This is a genomic window from Iningainema tapete BLCC-T55 (genome assembly GCF_014698965.1).
Taxonomy (GTDB): domain Bacteria; phylum Cyanobacteriota; class Cyanobacteriia; order Cyanobacteriales; family Nostocaceae; genus Iningainema; species Iningainema tapete.
The window spans coordinates 532,270-549,462 of the sequence record NZ_JACXAE010000072.1; the positions used below are offsets into that span (position 1 = coordinate 532,270).

General features: G+C 41.1%; 22 protein-coding genes. 7 read left to right on the plus strand and 15 right to left on the minus strand.

Translation table 11 applies throughout. The features are described from left to right. Nucleotides 1-6: 6 nt before the first annotated feature. The 3 genes from ICL16_RS23470 to ICL16_RS23480 all read right to left on the minus strand — a co-directional run bounded on the left by ICL16_RS23470 (nt 7) and on the right by ICL16_RS23480 (nt 2,552). Nucleotides 7-756: a S1 family peptidase gene (locus ICL16_RS23470; RefSeq protein WP_190832567.1), complete on the minus strand. Its 750-nt coding sequence runs from the start codon at nt 754-756 to the stop codon at nt 7-9. 25 nt (nt 757-781) lie between these two features. Next, a complete protein-coding gene (locus ICL16_RS23475; protein ID WP_190832569.1) occupies nt 782-1,351 on the minus strand; it encodes a COP23 domain-containing protein in 570 nt (189 codons plus the stop codon). 433 nt (nt 1,352-1,784) lie between these two features. Further along, on the minus strand, nt 1,785-2,552 hold the full coding sequence (locus tag ICL16_RS23480) for a response regulator (RefSeq protein WP_190832572.1): 768 nt from the start codon (nt 2,550-2,552) through the stop codon (nt 1,785-1,787). A gap of 614 nt (nt 2,553-3,166) precedes the next feature. On the opposite strand from ICL16_RS23480, the gene ICL16_RS23485 reads away from it, so the two are divergent. Then, on the plus strand, nt 3,167-3,415 hold the full coding sequence (locus ICL16_RS23485) for a DUF6761 family protein (protein WP_190832574.1): 249 nt from the start codon (nt 3,167-3,169) through the stop codon (nt 3,413-3,415). Nucleotides 3,416-3,589: 174 nt separating this feature from the next. On the opposite strand, the gene grxD is transcribed toward ICL16_RS23485, so the two are convergent. The 7 genes from grxD to ICL16_RS23520 form a co-directional block, all read right to left on the minus strand. Then, nucleotides 3,590-3,913, minus strand: coding sequence for a Grx4 family monothiol glutaredoxin (gene grxD, locus ICL16_RS23490; protein WP_190832576.1), 324 nt, complete (start codon nt 3,911-3,913; stop codon nt 3,590-3,592). A gap of 44 nt (nt 3,914-3,957) precedes the next feature. Then, nucleotides 3,958-4,209 (minus strand): BolA family protein, encoded by a 252-nt coding sequence (locus ICL16_RS23495; RefSeq protein ID WP_190832578.1) that lies wholly within the window; start codon nt 4,207-4,209, stop codon nt 3,958-3,960. A gap of 267 nt (nt 4,210-4,476) precedes the next feature. After that, nucleotides 4,477-5,097, minus strand: a complete 621-nt coding sequence (locus tag ICL16_RS23500) for a hypothetical protein (RefSeq protein ID WP_190832580.1) — start codon at nt 5,095-5,097, stop codon at nt 4,477-4,479. A gap of 232 nt (nt 5,098-5,329) precedes the next feature. Further along, a complete protein-coding gene (locus ICL16_RS23505; RefSeq protein ID WP_190832582.1) occupies nt 5,330-6,100 on the minus strand; it encodes a lysophospholipid acyltransferase family protein in 771 nt (256 codons plus the stop codon). Nucleotides 6,101-6,215: 115 nt separating this feature from the next. Next, nucleotides 6,216-6,701: a tRNA adenosine(34) deaminase TadA gene (tadA, locus tag ICL16_RS23510; RefSeq protein WP_190832740.1), complete on the minus strand. Its 486-nt coding sequence runs from the start codon at nt 6,699-6,701 to the stop codon at nt 6,216-6,218. A 91-nt stretch (nt 6,702-6,792) separates the two neighbouring features. Further along, entirely contained in the window at nt 6,793-7,095 is a 303-nt protein-coding gene (gene grxC, locus ICL16_RS23515) for a glutaredoxin 3 (protein WP_190832584.1), read from the minus strand. Nucleotides 7,096-7,237: 142 nt separating this feature from the next. Continuing rightward, nucleotides 7,238-8,008: an FkbM family methyltransferase gene (locus ICL16_RS23520; RefSeq protein WP_238360915.1), complete on the minus strand. Its 771-nt coding sequence runs from the start codon at nt 8,006-8,008 to the stop codon at nt 7,238-7,240. Nucleotides 8,009-8,394: 386 nt separating this feature from the next. On the opposite strand from ICL16_RS23520, the gene glpX reads away from it, so the two are divergent. After that, nucleotides 8,395-9,432, plus strand: coding sequence for a class II fructose-bisphosphatase (gene glpX / locus ICL16_RS23525; RefSeq protein ID WP_190832589.1), 1,038 nt, complete (start codon nt 8,395-8,397; stop codon nt 9,430-9,432). Between the two features lie 86 nt (nt 9,433-9,518). After that, nucleotides 9,519-10,805, plus strand: a complete 1,287-nt coding sequence (locus ICL16_RS23530; protein WP_190832591.1) for a glutamyl-tRNA reductase — start codon at nt 9,519-9,521, stop codon at nt 10,803-10,805. A gap of 156 nt (nt 10,806-10,961) precedes the next feature. Here the strand turns inward: ICL16_RS23530 and ICL16_RS23535 are convergent, their stop codons facing one another. Beyond that, on the minus strand, nt 10,962-11,582 hold the full coding sequence (locus tag ICL16_RS23535) for a chemotaxis protein CheB (RefSeq protein WP_337907103.1): 621 nt from the start codon (nt 11,580-11,582) through the stop codon (nt 10,962-10,964). A gap of 418 nt (nt 11,583-12,000) precedes the next feature. Between ICL16_RS23535 and ICL16_RS47360 the strand changes: the two genes are divergently transcribed. After that, entirely contained in the window at nt 12,001-12,351 is a 351-nt protein-coding gene (locus ICL16_RS47360; protein ID WP_475579618.1) for a cyclic nucleotide-binding domain-containing protein, read from the plus strand. A 5-nt stretch (nt 12,352-12,356) separates the two neighbouring features. Beyond that, nucleotides 12,357-12,542 carry a hypothetical protein gene (locus ICL16_RS47365; RefSeq protein WP_337907104.1) on the plus strand — a complete coding sequence of 62 codons (186 nt, stop codon included), beginning with the start codon at nt 12,357-12,359 and terminating at the stop codon, nt 12,540-12,542. A gap of 96 nt (nt 12,543-12,638) precedes the next feature. Here ICL16_RS47365 and ICL16_RS46880 read toward each other — a convergent pair whose 3' ends face one another. Then, nucleotides 12,639-12,770: a hypothetical protein gene (locus tag ICL16_RS46880; protein WP_273039314.1), complete on the minus strand. Its 132-nt coding sequence runs from the start codon at nt 12,768-12,770 to the stop codon at nt 12,639-12,641. Between the two features lie 270 nt (nt 12,771-13,040). Here ICL16_RS46880 and ICL16_RS23545 point away from each other — a divergent pair, with 270 nt between their 5' ends. Next, nucleotides 13,041-13,622: a DUF2087 domain-containing protein gene (locus tag ICL16_RS23545; protein WP_190832593.1), complete on the plus strand. Its 582-nt coding sequence runs from the start codon at nt 13,041-13,043 to the stop codon at nt 13,620-13,622. Nucleotides 13,623-13,772: 150 nt separating this feature from the next. Continuing rightward, complete coding sequence (locus tag ICL16_RS23550; RefSeq protein ID WP_190832595.1) at nt 13,773-14,144, plus strand: hypothetical protein; 372 nt, start codon at nt 13,773-13,775, stop codon at nt 14,142-14,144. 126 nt (nt 14,145-14,270) lie between these two features. Here ICL16_RS23550 and ICL16_RS23555 read toward each other — a convergent pair whose 3' ends face one another. The 3 genes from ICL16_RS23555 to ICL16_RS23565 form a co-directional block, all read right to left on the minus strand. After that, nucleotides 14,271-15,083, minus strand: coding sequence for a TRADD-N-associated membrane domain-containing protein (locus tag ICL16_RS23555; RefSeq protein WP_190832597.1), 813 nt, complete (start codon nt 15,081-15,083; stop codon nt 14,271-14,273). A 188-nt stretch (nt 15,084-15,271) separates the two neighbouring features. Then, entirely contained in the window at nt 15,272-16,045 is a 774-nt protein-coding gene (locus ICL16_RS23560) for an ABC transporter ATP-binding protein (RefSeq protein WP_190832599.1), read from the minus strand. Further along, complete coding sequence (locus tag ICL16_RS23565) at nt 16,035-17,168, minus strand: branched-chain amino acid ABC transporter permease (protein WP_190832601.1); 1,134 nt, start codon at nt 17,166-17,168, stop codon at nt 16,035-16,037. Before ICL16_RS23565 ends, ICL16_RS23560 begins: the two co-directional genes overlap by 11 nt. Nucleotides 17,169-17,193 lie beyond the last annotated feature (25 nt).

Sequence of the window (17,193 nt, forward strand, 5' to 3'; positions counted from 1 at the left end):
TAGTTTTCACTTTTTACTTTGTTGTAAAAATGTTTGTATCGGCACAGCCCAGCTAGAATAAACCAGTTTTTGGCGAACTTCTGAATTCGGTGTGGAACCGTCTTTAAAAATGTAACTATTTCCCCACAGGGGATGCTTATGCTTACCGTTAATTGCTACAAGTTCGCCCTGACGATTGAGTACCGGTCCCCCACTCATTCCTTTGAAAATGTCGTTGCTGTACCCAAGTTGATAGCCACCGAGGAAAGCTTGAGGTAAAACGTAGTCAACTTTCCCTGTTGTAAACACAAATTGGTTTTGCTCGTCAGGAAAACCAGCAGCAAAAGTTTCATCGCCAACAGCAAGACTGAATGAACTGGTGAAGGTGGCTAGTTGATAATTATCAGCACTTGTGAAATTCACTAATGCTAAATCATCATCTTGAAAATTAGCAGATTTGATTGCTTGTGCCGCATGAACCTTACCGTCAGGAGTTTGGATTTGATAACTACTGCCAATTCTGAGGACGTGGGCATTAGTCAATACAGTGTAAACTAAACCGTTTTTTTGAATTAAAATTCCTGAACCCCAACCTTGCTGTGTGATTACTTTAACAGTAATTGAACGGGCGTGATCGCGCAGTTCCGGCAAAGATAATTGCTGTTTTGTTTGACTAGGTGTGGCACTAAAAACAAGTTTTGAAGAAAGTGCCTGTGTTGATAGTGCAAGTAATAGACAAGCAACACAGGCAATCAAACTAACGATGCGAAAATCCATGTTTAACTGGAAAAATACCAACTAATTAAAACGCACGACTACGGTTGTTGGGTGCAGCTTGAGAATTTGCTTTAGCCTTTGGTGCTTCTACACCTACAGGAGCTAACTTTTGCATTAAGTTAATGTAAGTCCGCTCTTGAGATTCCAGTAAAGCAGGACTTGCGCTATCACGCACATCAAACAGTCTTTGCATTGTTGCTGCTGCATCCACACCCGGCTTGAGAGTAAATAGCATATTGCTGGAGTTGCAACTTCCTCCGGGAGTAGCAGCACAAATCACAGGTAAACCGTTGACAATGCCAGCAGTGATGTAATTTAAAGAATCACTATTGTATGCCTGTTGAAACCTTGCGGAAACTTGCTGGCAGCGCGATAAGGGGTCATATCCAGAACCAGTAAAATATTCTGAATACCAGCGAATCACTGTCATGCTTGTACCTTCAGCCAAATTGTAAGCGACAGTTGTGGGCAAAGAACCCCTAGTATTACAGGAAAATTGAATACCACTGCCAGCGTAACTTGGGTCATTGAAAACCCCTGCCAAACCACTTAAAACTACCACACCACCCAACACGTGTAAAGCTTTTCGTAGCATATAAGACATTCCTACAGCGCTAAATTACTATAGTTACTAAGTTAATTTGTCTTTAAAACAACACGCTACAGAAGATACACTCAACCAAAACAGATCAGTAATTGCTGAGAAATTGATAAATTTTTTACTTTTAAAAAATATAAATACTGAAATAGCCGCACAAGTAAACAAGTGAGAATATGCAATATCAACAGCCGAAAACAGTTCTCATGCTCACTGTAAAAAGTCTCAGCATTCTAGGAACAATGTATTAAGTACAACTTAGCATCATCAATTTATTTGCTGACGTTTGGTCACTCAGTAAATACTGAATTAAATAAAGTAACAATTTTATTTTTAAGCATTTACATCTGACCTAATGCTGTGTCTTTTTAATTACTAGTAATGTACTGACTGGAGTAATTGATTCGCGGCGATCGCTCATCCGCCTAACTTAACCATGTCCACTCAAGGTGGGGCGATGATTGTTAAATCTCTCTTTAGCTAACTTTGTTTGTGATTGGGGAAGATTAGCATTTAAAATTTCCATGTTAAATCTATAGCCCACATTGCGAATAGTTTGAATTAAACTGGGTTGACGAGGATCAAGTTCTACTTTTTTGCGTAAAGATAAAACGTGAGTATCTATAGTGCGCGGATTGTCGATCGCATCAGGCCAAGCGCGACGGAGTAATTCTGATCGCGAAAGAGGTACTCCTCCTGCTTGTGCCAAAACGTATAGTAAACTAAATTCCTGTGGTGTGAGGTCGATAAACTCTCCTTGAAAGCGGACGCGACGCTGGACTAAATCTATTTGCAGTGAGCCATAATCTAAATAAGCAGGTGCGACTGGTGTACGCTTGCGGCGAATAATGGCTTCTACCCGAGCGAGAAATTCTTGCATCCCAAAAGGTTTGCTCAAATAATCGTCTGCTCCGGCTTTCAAACCCACAACAATATCAGCTTCATTATTACGAGCTGATAACATTAAAATTAAAGGCTCTTGCTGACGATGCAACCAACGGCAGAACTCAATGCCATCGCCATCCGGTAAATCCGCATCAAGAATCACTAGTGTTGGTTGATTAGTTAAAAAAACTTCTCTTGCTTGGTAAATACTTGCGGCTTGGTGCACCCGATAGTCCAGTTGTTGTAGATGCCAGCCCAACAAAGACCTCAGATGGGGATTTCCCTCTATGATTTCAATACAAACCGAACCCACGGTGACAAGACCCCTTAGCGTGCATGACTTTCAAGGTATCAAAGCATTTCTTCCCGGTTTGTAACTGTTGTTACCTCAATGGTTATTTACTTAATATTTACTATTGCTAATTCCCGTAAAGTCTTTAACTTAGGCTTTGAGCAAACAGAAGTTAGTAATTATGATTAAATTTTTGTTAGAATTGCCAAAAATGCTTTTAGTAAAGTACATTCCTACTACAGGAGGCGATTTACCTTCATCAGGTCACTAAATCAAAAAAACGGAAACAAACGGAGCCAACCTGCTCTTACTCCTGTTTTCAACAAGAACCCCAAAGCTAGGACTTCTACAATTGTGCCCATTTGATGGTGAAAGCAAACCTAATGTTGCATAAGTTAACTTTATCACCTATTTATCTTATTAGGCTTTTGGTAGAAATCACTATAACAATAGCTTACCAATCTGTTCTAACCCCTATCTTCTGGAATAGAATCAAGCTAGGTTGTAGCTGCTCACGGGTGTTCCCTTGAGGAGAGATATTGGATTTGATTTAATGTCAAGCTGGAATGTAGGACTTCACATTTCAGTTCGGATAATTTACAATTCTCGTTCCAAATAGAGTTTTTACAGCAGTTATGCTCCAAGACACACAAACCATCCGATTTTACCAACGACTAACAGACGCCTTCGTCGAATTATGGAATCGCGGTTATCGTACTGATGATATGCGGATGTATTTGGATGGCTATATTGCCTCCCTGCGGCACGGAAACGTCATTGAACCATATTTGATTAATCGTTTGGAGGAGGAAGCTTCTCGCTACATGTACGACCCATCAAATTTTGCCATGACGCAACCAGAACCTCAGATCGACTATTATTAATGGTTTGGTAGCTTAAAAGTAAATTTAACACAATCAACGCAGACAAGTATAGCATACTATCTGCCCAATTTGACAAGTAACTGTGGTGTGATTTTCTGGAGACTTTACTTTTACAATAATTACCCCCTCAGATGGATGACAATATCCTAAAGCAACTGAGGGGGATTTATGTCGTTAAGAAGCGAGTGCGACTTCTACTTTTTGCTGCAATTCGCCTTTTTGGTATAGCTCAATCATAATATCTGAGCCACCGACGAACTGTCCGTCGATATAAACTTGGGGAATTGTTGGCCAGTTGGAATATTCTTTAATTCCCTGACGGAGTTCTGGATCTTCAAGAATGTCCACAGTTGTGAAGGGAACTCCCAACGTATTAAGAATTTGCACCACGTTATTGGAAAAACCACACATGGGCATTAATTTACTTCCCTTCATAAAAACTAAAATTTTGTTTTGTTGTAGCAAGTTATCAATGCGCTCTTTAAGTTCTGGGGTCATGGTCTTTGTATTTACTGTGCTAGATTTGGTTTGATTGCTAATTGTTAATGGCTATTTTGCCAAGCTTCGGGAGTGTAGGTTTTGAGTGCTAGGGCGTGAATCGCTTCGCTAGACATAGCTTGCTGTAATGCAGCATAAATTAATTGGTGTTGCTGCACCAGTCCCTTATCGCTAAACTGTGATGACACTACTGTGACTTGATAGTGGTCACCGCCACCAGTCAAGTCCTGCACTTGAATCTGAGCGTCAGGCAGCTTTGCCTTAATCATTTCTTCAACTTGCTGCGGACTAATCATCGCAATTCCTGAAAATTTTATTTCCAACCTTGATAGGAATTTTAACCGGAGCGGCTACTTTATTTTACAACAATTTACACCTAAATATCTTGACATGTATGGTTTAATCTGCATTAAGAATGGGTATGGGAGTAAAAGAGATTGGGGTAATAATAACGAAAAATTATTGATCTTAAATTTATAATATAATAATGCAAAAATTCCCATCCCCAACAGTATACAGTACCACTATTGGGGAGAAAGGGGAGAAAACACCGAACAAAAGAATTATTTTTTGGAGGATGAGTTAGAGGAGGGGGAAGTATTACCACCTGCTTTGGGAAAAGGAGCTTCCACAAAACCTAATTCTAATAACTGTTGGTATGCTTTTTTACCTAATTCTCTAGTAGGGTTTTGACTCTTGATAATCTGGACTAGCAAAGGTACTGCTAATTCCGGTTGATTTTGCGCTCTATGTACCAATGCTAGCTGATAGGTTGCTTCATCTCGCATTTGGGCTGTTTCCAAGGCTTTTTTACGCTGAGAGTCAGCAACTTTATTGTCAATTCCAGAAAAGCTAGAGTTCAGTTCTTGATAAAAATTGGATAGTTGATTGAAAACTACCCGCGCTTCTTGGAGTTTTTTTGCCGCTACAGGGTAGTTTTGTGAAGAAACTGCATTACTTGCCTCACTCATGAGACGTTTCCCTCCGTCAACACTTAAAACGCTACCACTTGATGTGGTGGGACGAAGGTTGTTGGGTGAATTTGGATCTATGGGTTGTACTGGAGTGGAGTTGGAAGGTAGTTTAATTACCTCCTGCGCTTGGACTGGTGACAGCAGGCAAAGGGCTGCTATTACTGATAGAGAGGTAAAGCGAATCAAGGGAGCAGTTGTAGCAAGAATCATTTTTATTGGCGTTGTGCAACAACTAAATACAGGGATACAGACTTCGGGTATCTTAACTCTGTTTTGCACTTAAACAAAACAGAATTAAATACTTAATTTCTGAAGAATTAGACCGAAAATCAGTATAGTTAGTTTCCCTTACCATGATTGACAGTATTTAAAATCACCCTAAAGAGCTAGTAGAGACGTTTCGGCGGAACGTCTGTACATTTTGTGATCCACAATCCATCATCTAAAATCTAAAATCCAAGATTGTGTGCGGAGGAATTTCTGACTCTTGTTGACCTAGTTTTTGCAAAGCCTTTGTTAAATCAGCTGTGAGGCGTTTAGCTTCTTGTTTAGAATTGCTCTGATTGTAAGAAGCTACTTTAATTGCTTGTCCAATATGAATGGTAACATCTGTGCCCCAACTAGGGTAAGGTTGACTGTAATTAATGTCAATAGGTACAATTTGAACGCCTAGCTCAGGGTAACTAGATTCAGCAGCTAAGGCTATACGAGCAATTCCGGGTTTGAGAGGGTGAACTTGGCGATCGCGGTAAATACCACCTTCGGGAAAAATCACCAAGCTTTCTCCCTGTTGAAGTAAATCTACTCCATGACGTAAAGTCGCAATGGATGGACGTTTGGGATCTACAGGAAATCCTCCCATCCACCGAACCAACCAGCCCTGCAATCCTTGACACTCAGTAATAGTCACCATAAAACGTAAGTCTCTACCCGTTACACAACGACCCGCTACGTAGGGGATAAGTAATGCATCCCAACGCGCCCGATGGGTAGGAGCAAGGATCACAGGACCAATTTTTGGGAGATTCTCTTGTCCAATTACTTTAATTCTCCCAAAAAAAAATGGTAGGACGAAGTGATGCCCTAGTAGATATGCTAAGGGACTAAACCATGGCGAAACCCGCGAAGTAGCGAATTTAGCAACATGAGCATCTACTTTTGGACTAGAGTAAGTTTGACTATGAATTTTAGACGGCGAAAGTAGCTCAATCATGACAGTGGCTGAGTGGTGAATTTTTGCTCTTATGATCGGGATGACTTTTTATATACACCGTAAATTTTCTTCACCAACTTGTGTAACACCTTCTGGACAGTTTTATCTCTGTCCTTTAGATGGAACTATGTCGTACAGATGCAAACCAAGCTTGCAACTGCTGGCGACATTGAGATTCTAGAATACCTCCGAGTACATGTAGACGATGATTAGAAACTGCGCTATCGGGTATGTTAGCGACAGTACGAATTGCGCCAGTTTTTGGATCGTCCACTCCATAAACCAGAAGTTTGATCCGCGCTTGTACAATAGCACCCCCACACATTGGACAAGGTTCAAGAGTGACATAAAGAGTGCATTGATTGAGACGCCAAGTTTGTAAAGTTTGCACGGCTGCTCTAATGGCAATAATTTCTGCATGAGCTGTTGGATCTTGATCTCGTTGTTTTCTATTTTCTCCCTCCGCAATCAATTTTCCAGATGAATCAATAATCACAGCGCCTACGGGAATTTCTCCCGCATTACCTGCAACTAGTGCTAATTCTAAAGCGCGATTCATCCATTGTCTATGTATAAGATATTCTGAGTACTCCACTAACATATTCTGTGCATAGTTTAGAGACGCCCCACCGGGGCGTCTTTCGACAATCATCAAGGGTGTTTGTAGATAAGTTCCCTCAACGTTCATACAATCATTGGGCAAGAAGAGGATCTAATTGACCTTGTGTATCCAACTCATAGAGATCGTCACAGCCGCCAATATGTTGCCCGTTCACAAAAATTTGCGGTACTGTGCGGCGTCCATTAGCACGTTCAGCCATGGACGCCCTAGCTGCTTCGTCTCCATCAATTTTGTATTCAGTGAATTTTACTCCTTTCCACCACAGCAACAATTTAGCGCGGATACAGTAAGGGCAAATTTGCCATGTGTAAATCTCCACATTGGCTTTGACGCGCTCTGGGTGTCGATGGAAAAGTGAGTTGAGGTTCAACATATCTTTATATTATTTATTTTTGTGAACTATTTCTAGCCTAGATCATTAATTATTTGTGCGATCGCCCATTGCTGTAATCTCAGCACAAAAGTAGGGGCGAAAAGCTCTTCACCCCTACCTATTGGTACATCTTACAGAAATACTACGGTGCTGCGAAGAAATTCCAGACTCCAGTATGGAGGTATTCATCTAGACTGAGTGGGGACAAACCTTGCAGCCAACTTCTTAACTCAAAAATATGTAAATTACACTCGTTAACTAACAAGTCATAAATCCGGCGATCGTGTACTGGTTTACCATCAACCAGCTCACCATGTTCAAAAAATACGTAAGGTCTATGAGTTTTTAAAGTACGTATAGCGCCTTTCAACACTTCAAGCTCTACTCCTTCTACGTCTACTTTCACCAGATCTATCTTCAATTCTGGATTCAATATATCATCGAGTCGTTGCGTTTTGACGGTGATATTTTCTGTGATTGCATCCCTAATATGTCGCTTCCAGATATCTTTTTTTAAGCTACTTAAAGCAGGGGCATTGACAACATACCAAAATGAAGTTTCTCCTTCTGAATTACTCAAAGCTACTTGCCTAATATCCACATGAGGAAATTTATTTTTTAACCTCGTAGCTAGCCTGGGTAATGGTTCAAAAGCGTAATGATAGCCTGAAGGAGAAAGTTGTACTATATGAGCTAAAACATCTCCTGTATTACAGCCAATATCAATACAGTTAGATTCTTGGTTCAAAATTCGCTGCAAAATTTGACTCATTAAGGCATTGTCTTGCTTATTCAAATCCATTTCGTAGCTGCTAGGGATGAGCAAATCATAAGTAGACTTAGCAAAGTTTTCTATTGGTGTACCCTTGAGCATTTCTTTGAAAGAGTTTTTAATTTCAAAGAACATTTTCATTTGCTTTACCATTGGTAACATACCTCAATAATTCACATCTGAATGTTGATTATTGGTGGCAGAAACAAACCTTCTACCAGCAACAACTAAAATATTTGGCTATGCACCGAAACTTGCGTTTGAATCTGATTAGCCCTGAGGCAATTTCAAACTGGAAAAATTCTCACCCTGTAATGAATAGACAAAATGACTGTATTTGAGCAACCTAGTGAGATCACGTAAGATATTTATCATATATGAAGACTTGTTAAAGCAGCAAGTAGCAAAACTTAATACAGTAGGAGAGAGAGACTATTTTCCACAGGTATCCACCGTTTGGTAGACTTGAAAACTGAAAACGCTGTTAAGAAAAGAAACAACCTGCGTAAACTTAGAGGGAAAAGTTTGTGGAAAATACACTGGGGTTAGAGATTATAGAGGTAGTGGAGCAAGCGGCGATCGCCTCGGCTCGTTGGATGGGCAAAGGAGAGAAAAACACAGCAGACCAAGTAGCTGTAGAAGCTATGCGGGAGCGGATGAACAAAATTTACATGCGTGGTCGGATCGTCATTGGGGAAGGTGAACGAGACGAAGCACCCATGCTTTACATTGGGGAAGAAGTAGGGATATGTACCCGTACAGATGCCAAAGATTTTTGTAACCCAGACGAACTCATAGAAATTGACATCGCCGTTGATCCTTGTGAAGGCACAAACCTTGTCGCTTACGGTCAAAATGGCTCAATGGCAGTTTTGGCAATTTCCGAAAAAGGTGGTTTATTCGCAGCGCCAGACTTCTATATGAAGAAGCTAGCAGCCCCAGCAGCAGCACGCGGTCATGTAGATATTAACAAGACCCCTACTCAAAACCTGAAAATCCTCTCTGAGTGTTTAGACCGTGCTGTAGAAGAATTGGTAGTAGTGGTAATGGATCGTCCCCGCCACAAAGAACTAATTCAGGAAATTCGCTCAGCAGGAGCCAGAGTACGTTTAATTAGTGACGGAGACGTTTCTGCCGCTATTTGCTGCGCCTTTGCCGGAACTAACATCCACTGCTTGATGGGTATTGGTGCTGCACCAGAAGGTGTAATTTCTGCTGCAGCTTTACGTTGCTTAGGAGGACACTTCCAAGGACAACTGATCTACGATCCAGAAGTAGTAAAAACAGGTTTGATTGGGGAAAGCAAAGAAGGTAACATCGCCAGACTCAAAGAAATGGGTATTAATGACCCAGATCGGTCTTACAATGCTGAGGAACTAGCCAGTGGCAACACTGTACTATTTGCAGCTTGCGGTATTACCCCAGGCACCCTCATGGAAGGCGTCCGCTTCTTCCACGGAGGTGCAAGAACTCAAAGTTTGGTAATCTCCAGCCAGTCGCAAACTGCTCGATTTGTAGACACGATTCACATGTTTGAACCAACCAAGACTCTGCAACTGCGTTAAGAAATGTTAATGGTTGATTGTTAATTGTTGATTGCTATTAACAATTAACAATCAACACACAATAATTACCAATTACCGTTTAGCAAATGAATATAGTAGTAGTGGGGTTAAGCCATAAAACAGCCCCAGTTGAAGTCCGGGAAAAGCTGAGCATTCCAGAACCACAGATGGAAGGCGCTACCGCGCAACTTGCTAGCTACCCCAATATTGAAGAAGTTGCAATTGTTAGCACTTGTAATCGATTAGAAATTTACATAGTTACAGAGGAAACAGAATTAGGCATCCGGGAAGTTACTCAGTTTCTGTCGGAACATAGTAAATTACCAAAATCATCACTGCGGCAACATTTGTTTGTTTTGCTACATCAGGATGCAGTAATGCATTTGATGCGAGTAGCAGCAGGTTTAGATAGCTTGGTTCTAGGCGAAGGTCAAATTCTGGCTCAGGTAAAAAACACACACAAATTGGGTCAGCAATATAACGGTATTAAAACAATTTTGAATCGATTATTTAAACAAGCAATTACAGCAGGTAAGCGGGTGCGCACTGAAACCAGTATTGGGACGGGCGCAGTTTCTATTAGTTCTGCGGCAGTGGAACTGGCGCAAATGAAAGTGCAAAATTTAGCTGCTTGTCGAGTAGCAATTGTTGGTGCGGGGAAAATGTCCCGCTTGCTAGTACAACACCTGCTCTCCAAAGGCGCGCTCGCCATCTACGTTCTCAATCGTTCAGTAGCAAGAGCGCAAGAATTAGCACAGCAATTCCCCGGTCAACCAATTCAAATTCATCCAATATCATCAATGTTACCAGTAATTGCAGAGAGTGACTTGGTGTTTACAAGTACTTCAGCAATGGAACCGATACTCGACCGCGCTAAACTAGAAATGGTTTTAGAACAAAGTAGACGCTTAATGCTATTTGATATTTCTGTACCACGCAATGTTCACTCAGATGTAAACGAACTAGCAAACGTACAAGCGTTTAATGTAGACGATTTAAAGGCAGTAGTCGCACAAAACTACGAAAGCCGTCGCAAAATGGCACAAGAAGCTTTAGGATTACTAGAAGAAGAAGTAGAAACTTTTGAGGAATGGTTGCGCTCGCTGGAAACTGTCTCCACTATTAGCTGTTTACGTCATAAAATCGAAACTATCCGCGAACAAGAATTAGAAAAAGCTTTATCTCGACTGGGTTCAGAATTTGCCGAAAAACATCAAGAAGTCATCGAAGCCCTAACACGGGGAATAGTTAATAAAATTTTACATGACCCAATGGTACAACTACGCGCTCAGCAAGACGTTGAGGCAAGACGCCATTGTATGCAAACCCTACAAACTTTGTTTAACCTAGATGTAGAACAACAATATAGTTAAACAAATTTTGGATTAAAAAACAGTTAACTGTTAACAGTTAACTGTTTTATGTTTTGCATCTCTCAAGTAGCACCGCTGCGCGAAAGTCACGCATTCACGCATTCAAAAGTATTATGGAATGGGTTGTTTAGGGATGTCCCGTGCAGTAAGCAGTAGTTAAGCTACTTCTTTCATGACTAAGTTAAGCAAGCGATCGCCAATCGCGTCTAGAGGAAGAACCAAATCGACTTTTCCAGTATCAATAGCAGATTTGGGCATACTGAAACACTCGCAACTAGCCTCATCCTGGGCAATCACTATACCGCCATACTTTTTGATAGCCAGCACCCCCTCACTACCATCGCCGTCTCCGCCAGTAAGAACGATTGCGATCGCTCGACTTTTAAAACTAGCAGCTGCTGACGCGAACATTTGATCGGCGGCGGGACGAACAAAGTTCTCCTTTGGCGCATCGGAAAGGGAAAGAGTACCGTTGGAGTTAACCAACAGGTGTTTGTTTGGAACGGGGGTGTAGACTGTCCTTGGGCGTAACAGTTCCCCATCCTCTGCCTGCTTTACCTGCAAAGCCGTGCAGCGGCTAAGGATTTGGGGCATATAGCTAGGGTACAGGGGATATAGATGCTGTACTACGGTAATTGCTGCCGGAAAGTCAGCTGGTAATGCCGATAGAATTTTGCTGATAGCTTTTATTCCACCTCTAGAAGCGGCGATCGCCACTACATTATAAGGGACGTTGGGGAAGTGAGAGATAACTCTGTGTCCCAATTGTGAAATCACGTTTTTTCTTCTGCCTCGGAAGTTCTGTAATCAACCGCTTCTAGAGTGTCTTAGTATGCGAGGGCAAGTAAAACCTTTATGTACGGTAACGTAGAAGTACTATTTTATTTTATCGTCAAGAAGTTTTGTACGCAAGCGTACAAAACTTCTTGACAAAAGAGTTCATCTTTCGCCAGACGATCTCTACAGATGCTATGAGTTATTAAATTGAAATACAACTTGCTCACAGAGGTTATTAATGTCCGCGTCTCAAAATCCCCCTGATCGAATTAATGGGCTCTTGGCTGCCCTGCCCAAAGAAGAATATGATCGCCTCCAACCGCACCTAGAGCTAGTCCAACTAACTTTCTAGCAAGTCCTCTACGAACCCAACGAACCCATCGAGTACGTCTATTTCGTTAACTATGGCGTTGTCTCTATGCTCAATCTAATGGAAAACGGCGATGTAGTGGAAGTAGCTACGGTGGGCAATGAAGGAATGGCGGGTTTGCCCATATTCCTGGGAGCCAATTCAATTCCAGGTATGGCTATGTCGCAGATTCCCGGCAATGCTTTTAGGATGAGAGTAGATGTATTTCAACGCGAAGTGACTTCACAAAGCCCGCTGTACAAACTACTGCAACGCTACACGCAAACGCTGTTTAATCAGATTGCCCAAGGTGCTGCTTGCAACCGCTTACACTCGATTGAAGAGCGATTTTGTCGGTGGGTATTAATGACTCAAGATCGAGTAGACACAGACGAGTTCCTCTTACCCAGGAGTTCTTAGCGCAAATGCTGGGGGTGCGTCGTGCCGGTGTGAGTGTAGTAGCCGCTACGATCCAAAGGGCGGGGCTAATCTCCTACAAGCGTGGCAAGATGAAGATTTTGGACAGAGTTGGTTTGGAAGACGCCACCTGTGAATGTTATGGAATCATCCAAGAGGAGTTTAAACGTTTGCTAGGCAATGCATCACTTTAATTTCCATCGGGATCATTAAGGTCAACATTATTTTTTACCCGATCTAAATAAGCTTGCGATGCCTTTTCAAATTCTCTAACTGCCTTCACATGAGCTTCAGTTGCTTTGATCTGCTCCTGTACGATCGTGCATACTCAATCCTACCTTTTCTATGGATTTGCCATGCTCAAGTGAGATCAAGGCATGTTCCTGTGCGGCTTTTACTGCCTCCTCTGAAACCTTATGCATAATGCTCTAATTTACTATTACTTATAAAGTAAATAACGCCAATGTATCTGTCTCATCATCTGTTAACAGGATTAATTGGCAATTACCTCCTGCATAGCTGCCTTAGCAAATCTAAAAAACAAATTAAGAAAATTATCTGTTTGTATAATTTCATAACAAAATTAATTTATGTAAAAAAATACAACAAATTGATGCTGTGTAAAGGAAGACAGCAGCAATAATTCGATGCACAACTAATTTGATTTACGTCTAATCAAATTATCACCGAAAATGAAAAATGAACAGTTTCAAATTTTGCTGCGCTTTTTCAAAGCGTTAGCAGATGAAAGTCGGCTCAAAATATTAGGTATCTTGGCAAATCAGGAGTGCAGTGTCGAGGAATTAGCGGCACTACTACAACTGAAAGAACCTACAGTATCCCATCATCTTACAAAACTAAAAGAACTAAATTTGGTAACTATGCGTCCAGAAGGAAATTCGCACTTATACCAGTTAGATGCGATCGCATTACAGACAATAAGTAAAGAGATTTTTACTCCAGAAAACATCGCCTCTTTGGTAGAAAATGTGAATACACAAGCGTGGGAAACCAAAGTACTTAAAACCTACCTAGAGGGTGATGCAAACTCTGTTCAACGCCTCAAAGAAATTCCTACCAGCCGCAAAAAGCGCTTAGTAATTCTCAAATGGCTAGCTAGCCTCTTTGAGGTAGGGGTTAATTACTCAGAAAGTGGTGTAGATGAAATTCTTCAGCGCTACCATCCCGACTACATTATCCTACGACAAGAATTAATTAGCCACCAACTGATGCAAAATGAAAACGGGATTTACAAGCTTTCTTCACTTGATTAACAAATTTGAAAAGCTCCGGTGGTTAGATTTCCTTCCCACTGGATATAGTACACAAAATTTAAGACTTTGGAGAGCATAAACTTTTGATATTTTTGATATTGTTGTACTAACTTTAGTCAATAGTTGTTCATGAATTCATAGGTGCGTCCAATGGTTGACGAAATTACCCCTTCATTAATTACTCCAAAAGACATAATTCAAAAATATTTAGAAGTTTTAGCTGTTTTACAGAAAGCTTTAGATATAGAACCTGCGAGTCAACCTAACGAAGAAATTGAATTAGAATCCAAGCAGGAAATGATTGTAGGTGAAACAGGTAATTCGTCTTTGGGTAAGATATACACGGCGGAAGAACTTGCTGAAGAAAAACGCTATTTAGCAGTTGTAAAGGCTAAAATTTTGGCGTTTAAGGCTGAAAATCACAAAAAATTTCTTACTGCTCAATCTAAATTTGCTGATAGTCAAGTGATGTTTGGAGTTAGTCAAATGAGATTTAGAAGTAGAAAGCTCAATCTCAATTAACAAATTTCTTTGACTGCAAAAGTTTAGTAACAAGAGTGCCAAATTATCCTTCTTTAGTAGTACGCTTTTGGTAGCGTGGCTACTAAGTCTTTGTGTTGAAAGTTCTATAACCTAAGTTAGTTTTTTCTACTGCGGATATTGTTGTATTCCATCGTTAGGTAGAGGCGGCTTGGGTAAATAAGAACTTAGATCCAAGGGCTGAGTTTCTAATCCAACAATCTGTAGCGCCCATCTAGCTTTTACCAAATCCCGTAACTCTTGATTTTCGATAGATTCAATTAAATCGATCGCTTGTATTTGTCGATCATCTGAACGCAAGCGATCGTATAATTCTGTAGCCCTTTTTCTGGTATTTTCAGCTTGACTAAAAAACAGTGCTGCCACAGCTTCTATCGCTAAACCGGGAAGAGTATTAACTAACAACATTTGCGGTTCTTTTGAACGTAATGAGCTAAAACCTGTATACAAAATTAAGAGGAACCCAAAAGATGCTGCTGTCACACTAAACCAAAATTGTGCTGTCGCTTGAGCTAATGCTTGAGTGTGGTATCCTTCGATCAAATCTGTAGCTACTGCTTTGAGGCTTTCCTCTGATGAATTGATCCCCCTTTCCCGGAAACTGTGAGTTAGGAAGTTTTGGACTTTTGATGTTTTAGCAGCAACGGCAATTTCTTTTGCACTTTTGAGTTCTGTTTCTAACTGGTGTTTATTTTTACCAGAAAGTAGTGCAGTGGCAAGTCCAAGAGCAGTTAAAGCAGTGGCGGCAACACCCCCAATTAAAATAGGTCGAGTTACTTCTATAGAATTGAAACTAGAAATTTGGTTATCACTATTTGTGTAAGTTGATGTCGGTGGTAACGACTGAGAGTAAGCGGGTGCGGCGAAAATTGCCGTAGTTATAGCTATAGTCGCTACAACTACTTTTTTCACAATTAGCATAAGGGCAAGTATATGTATACAATGTTATGAATCGCGCTTTTTACATCTTACATCTTGTGGTACGGGTATCTTGCCAGCTCACTTGACGGGCAGGATGCTCCGCAGTCGCCTCAACTCTGGGAACCAGAGCACGGCGCTGCTCTCCATCCCACAAGATCATTTTCTATATATTTGCCAAGTTATTTAAATTACTTTCCCAAATAAGCTTCTAAAACTTTCGTATTAGTCTGAATTTGTTCTGGAGTACCATCAGCAAGGTTACTTCCTTCCGCCAGTACCCAAACATGATCGCACAAGGACATAATTACATCCATATTATGTTCAATAATGAGAAACGTCATGCCCTCGCGATTCCAAGCGAGGATGCGCGAGCATATCTCATCAATTAATCGAGGATTCACCCCTGCAGCTGGTTCATCCAATAAAATTAGTTTAGGGTTAGTCATCAACGCTCGTCCCATTTCTAGTAACTTACGTTGTCCCCCTGACAAACCCCCGGCGTAATCATGTGCCTTGTGAGCTAATCCTACTGATTCTAACACCGATAGCGCTCGTTGTTCTAGTTGATTTTCTTCTTGAGCGATTTGTTTTTGTTGAAATTGTACTCGCCAAAAGTTTTCCCCAATTTGTTTTTGCGCCGCCAGAAGCATATTATCTAAGACTGTCAACCGCGATAAAGCCCGCGCTACTTGAAAAGTGCGTACTAATCCTTGCTGGGCAATTTGGTATGGCTGCAAGTGCTGAATCTGTTCGCCATCAAACACTACTTTGCCTTTGTCTGAACGAATAAAGTTAGATAGTAAATTAAATAAGGTGGTTTTACCAGCACCGTTAGGACCAATTAATCCCGTGATGCTGCGGCTAGCTACTTGTATGGAAGCATTATCTACAGCTTTAATGCCACCAAAGCTTTTGCAAAGTCCACTTGCTGCAAGTAGTGGGGATGATTGGTTATTTGCCAAGGGTGAGTTCCTCCTTTTTCCCTAAGATTCCTTGAGGACGCCATATCATTAGTATCATTAAGATTAGACCTATGACCATGATGCGAAATGCACCTAAGCGTGCTTCATCAAGCGGGAAAAGTTTCGGTAAGAATTCGCGGGTTAGAGCATCGTATGTAAAATAAATCACTGCTCCTAAGATAGTACCGATGTTACTACCAGAACCTCCTAAAATTACCATAATCCAAGCATCGAAGGTAAGCTGTGGCTGGAAGTTATCTGGGTAAATGGCGCTGAGTTGCCATGCGAAGAATGTACCAGAAATCCCAGCGATCGCACCTCCGAGCATGAGAGCTTGTAGTTTGTACCAAAAGACATTTTTGCCTAGTGCTTTGGGAACTTGTTCATCTTCACGAATTGCTTTGAGGACTCTACCCCAAGGCGATCTTACCAAAATCTCCAACCGCCAGAACACAAAGGCGAACGCGATCGACGATAAAAACATTAAACCTGCTTTTGGGTTGTAGTCGTACAGTGCAATTACCCCGGAGATATAAATTGTTGCTGCTAATAGCCCTAAAAAAATTCCCACTACTAGCCGAGATACGTATTCTTGCTGATTTCCCACCTTTTTATTTGTATCAATAACTCGCGATGGTTTTGCTCTTTGAATCCAGTGCCACAACTGCCAAATAATTATACCAGTAAGCAGTGTAAATAGCCCGATCATGACAAATCTGATGGGCAAACCAGGTGGTTCAGATATAGGTATACGGTAACTTTGTACACCAAAAGCCCCAGGAGTCCAACTATCACCCACTGGTAATTCCTGGTTGTTGACAACTAAACGAATTAGTTCCCCAACACCAATAGTAACGATTCCCAGGTAATCTTCCCGTAAGCGTAAAGTGGAGAAACCTATTACCAGCCCCAACAATGCTGCTAAAACGGCACCAGCAAGTGAAGATATAAGTAAGGGGAAGCCTTTTAAGCTTAACAAAACTGTTGTGTATGCTCCCAAAGTCATGAAGGCAACATGACCAAAGTTAATTAAGCCTGTAAAGCCCCATTGTAAGTTCAATCCCAAACTGAACAAACCAAAAATTGATGTAGAAATCGCTAGGAATATTAAATAGTCAAACATATTAATGGGGATTTAGGTTGATCAA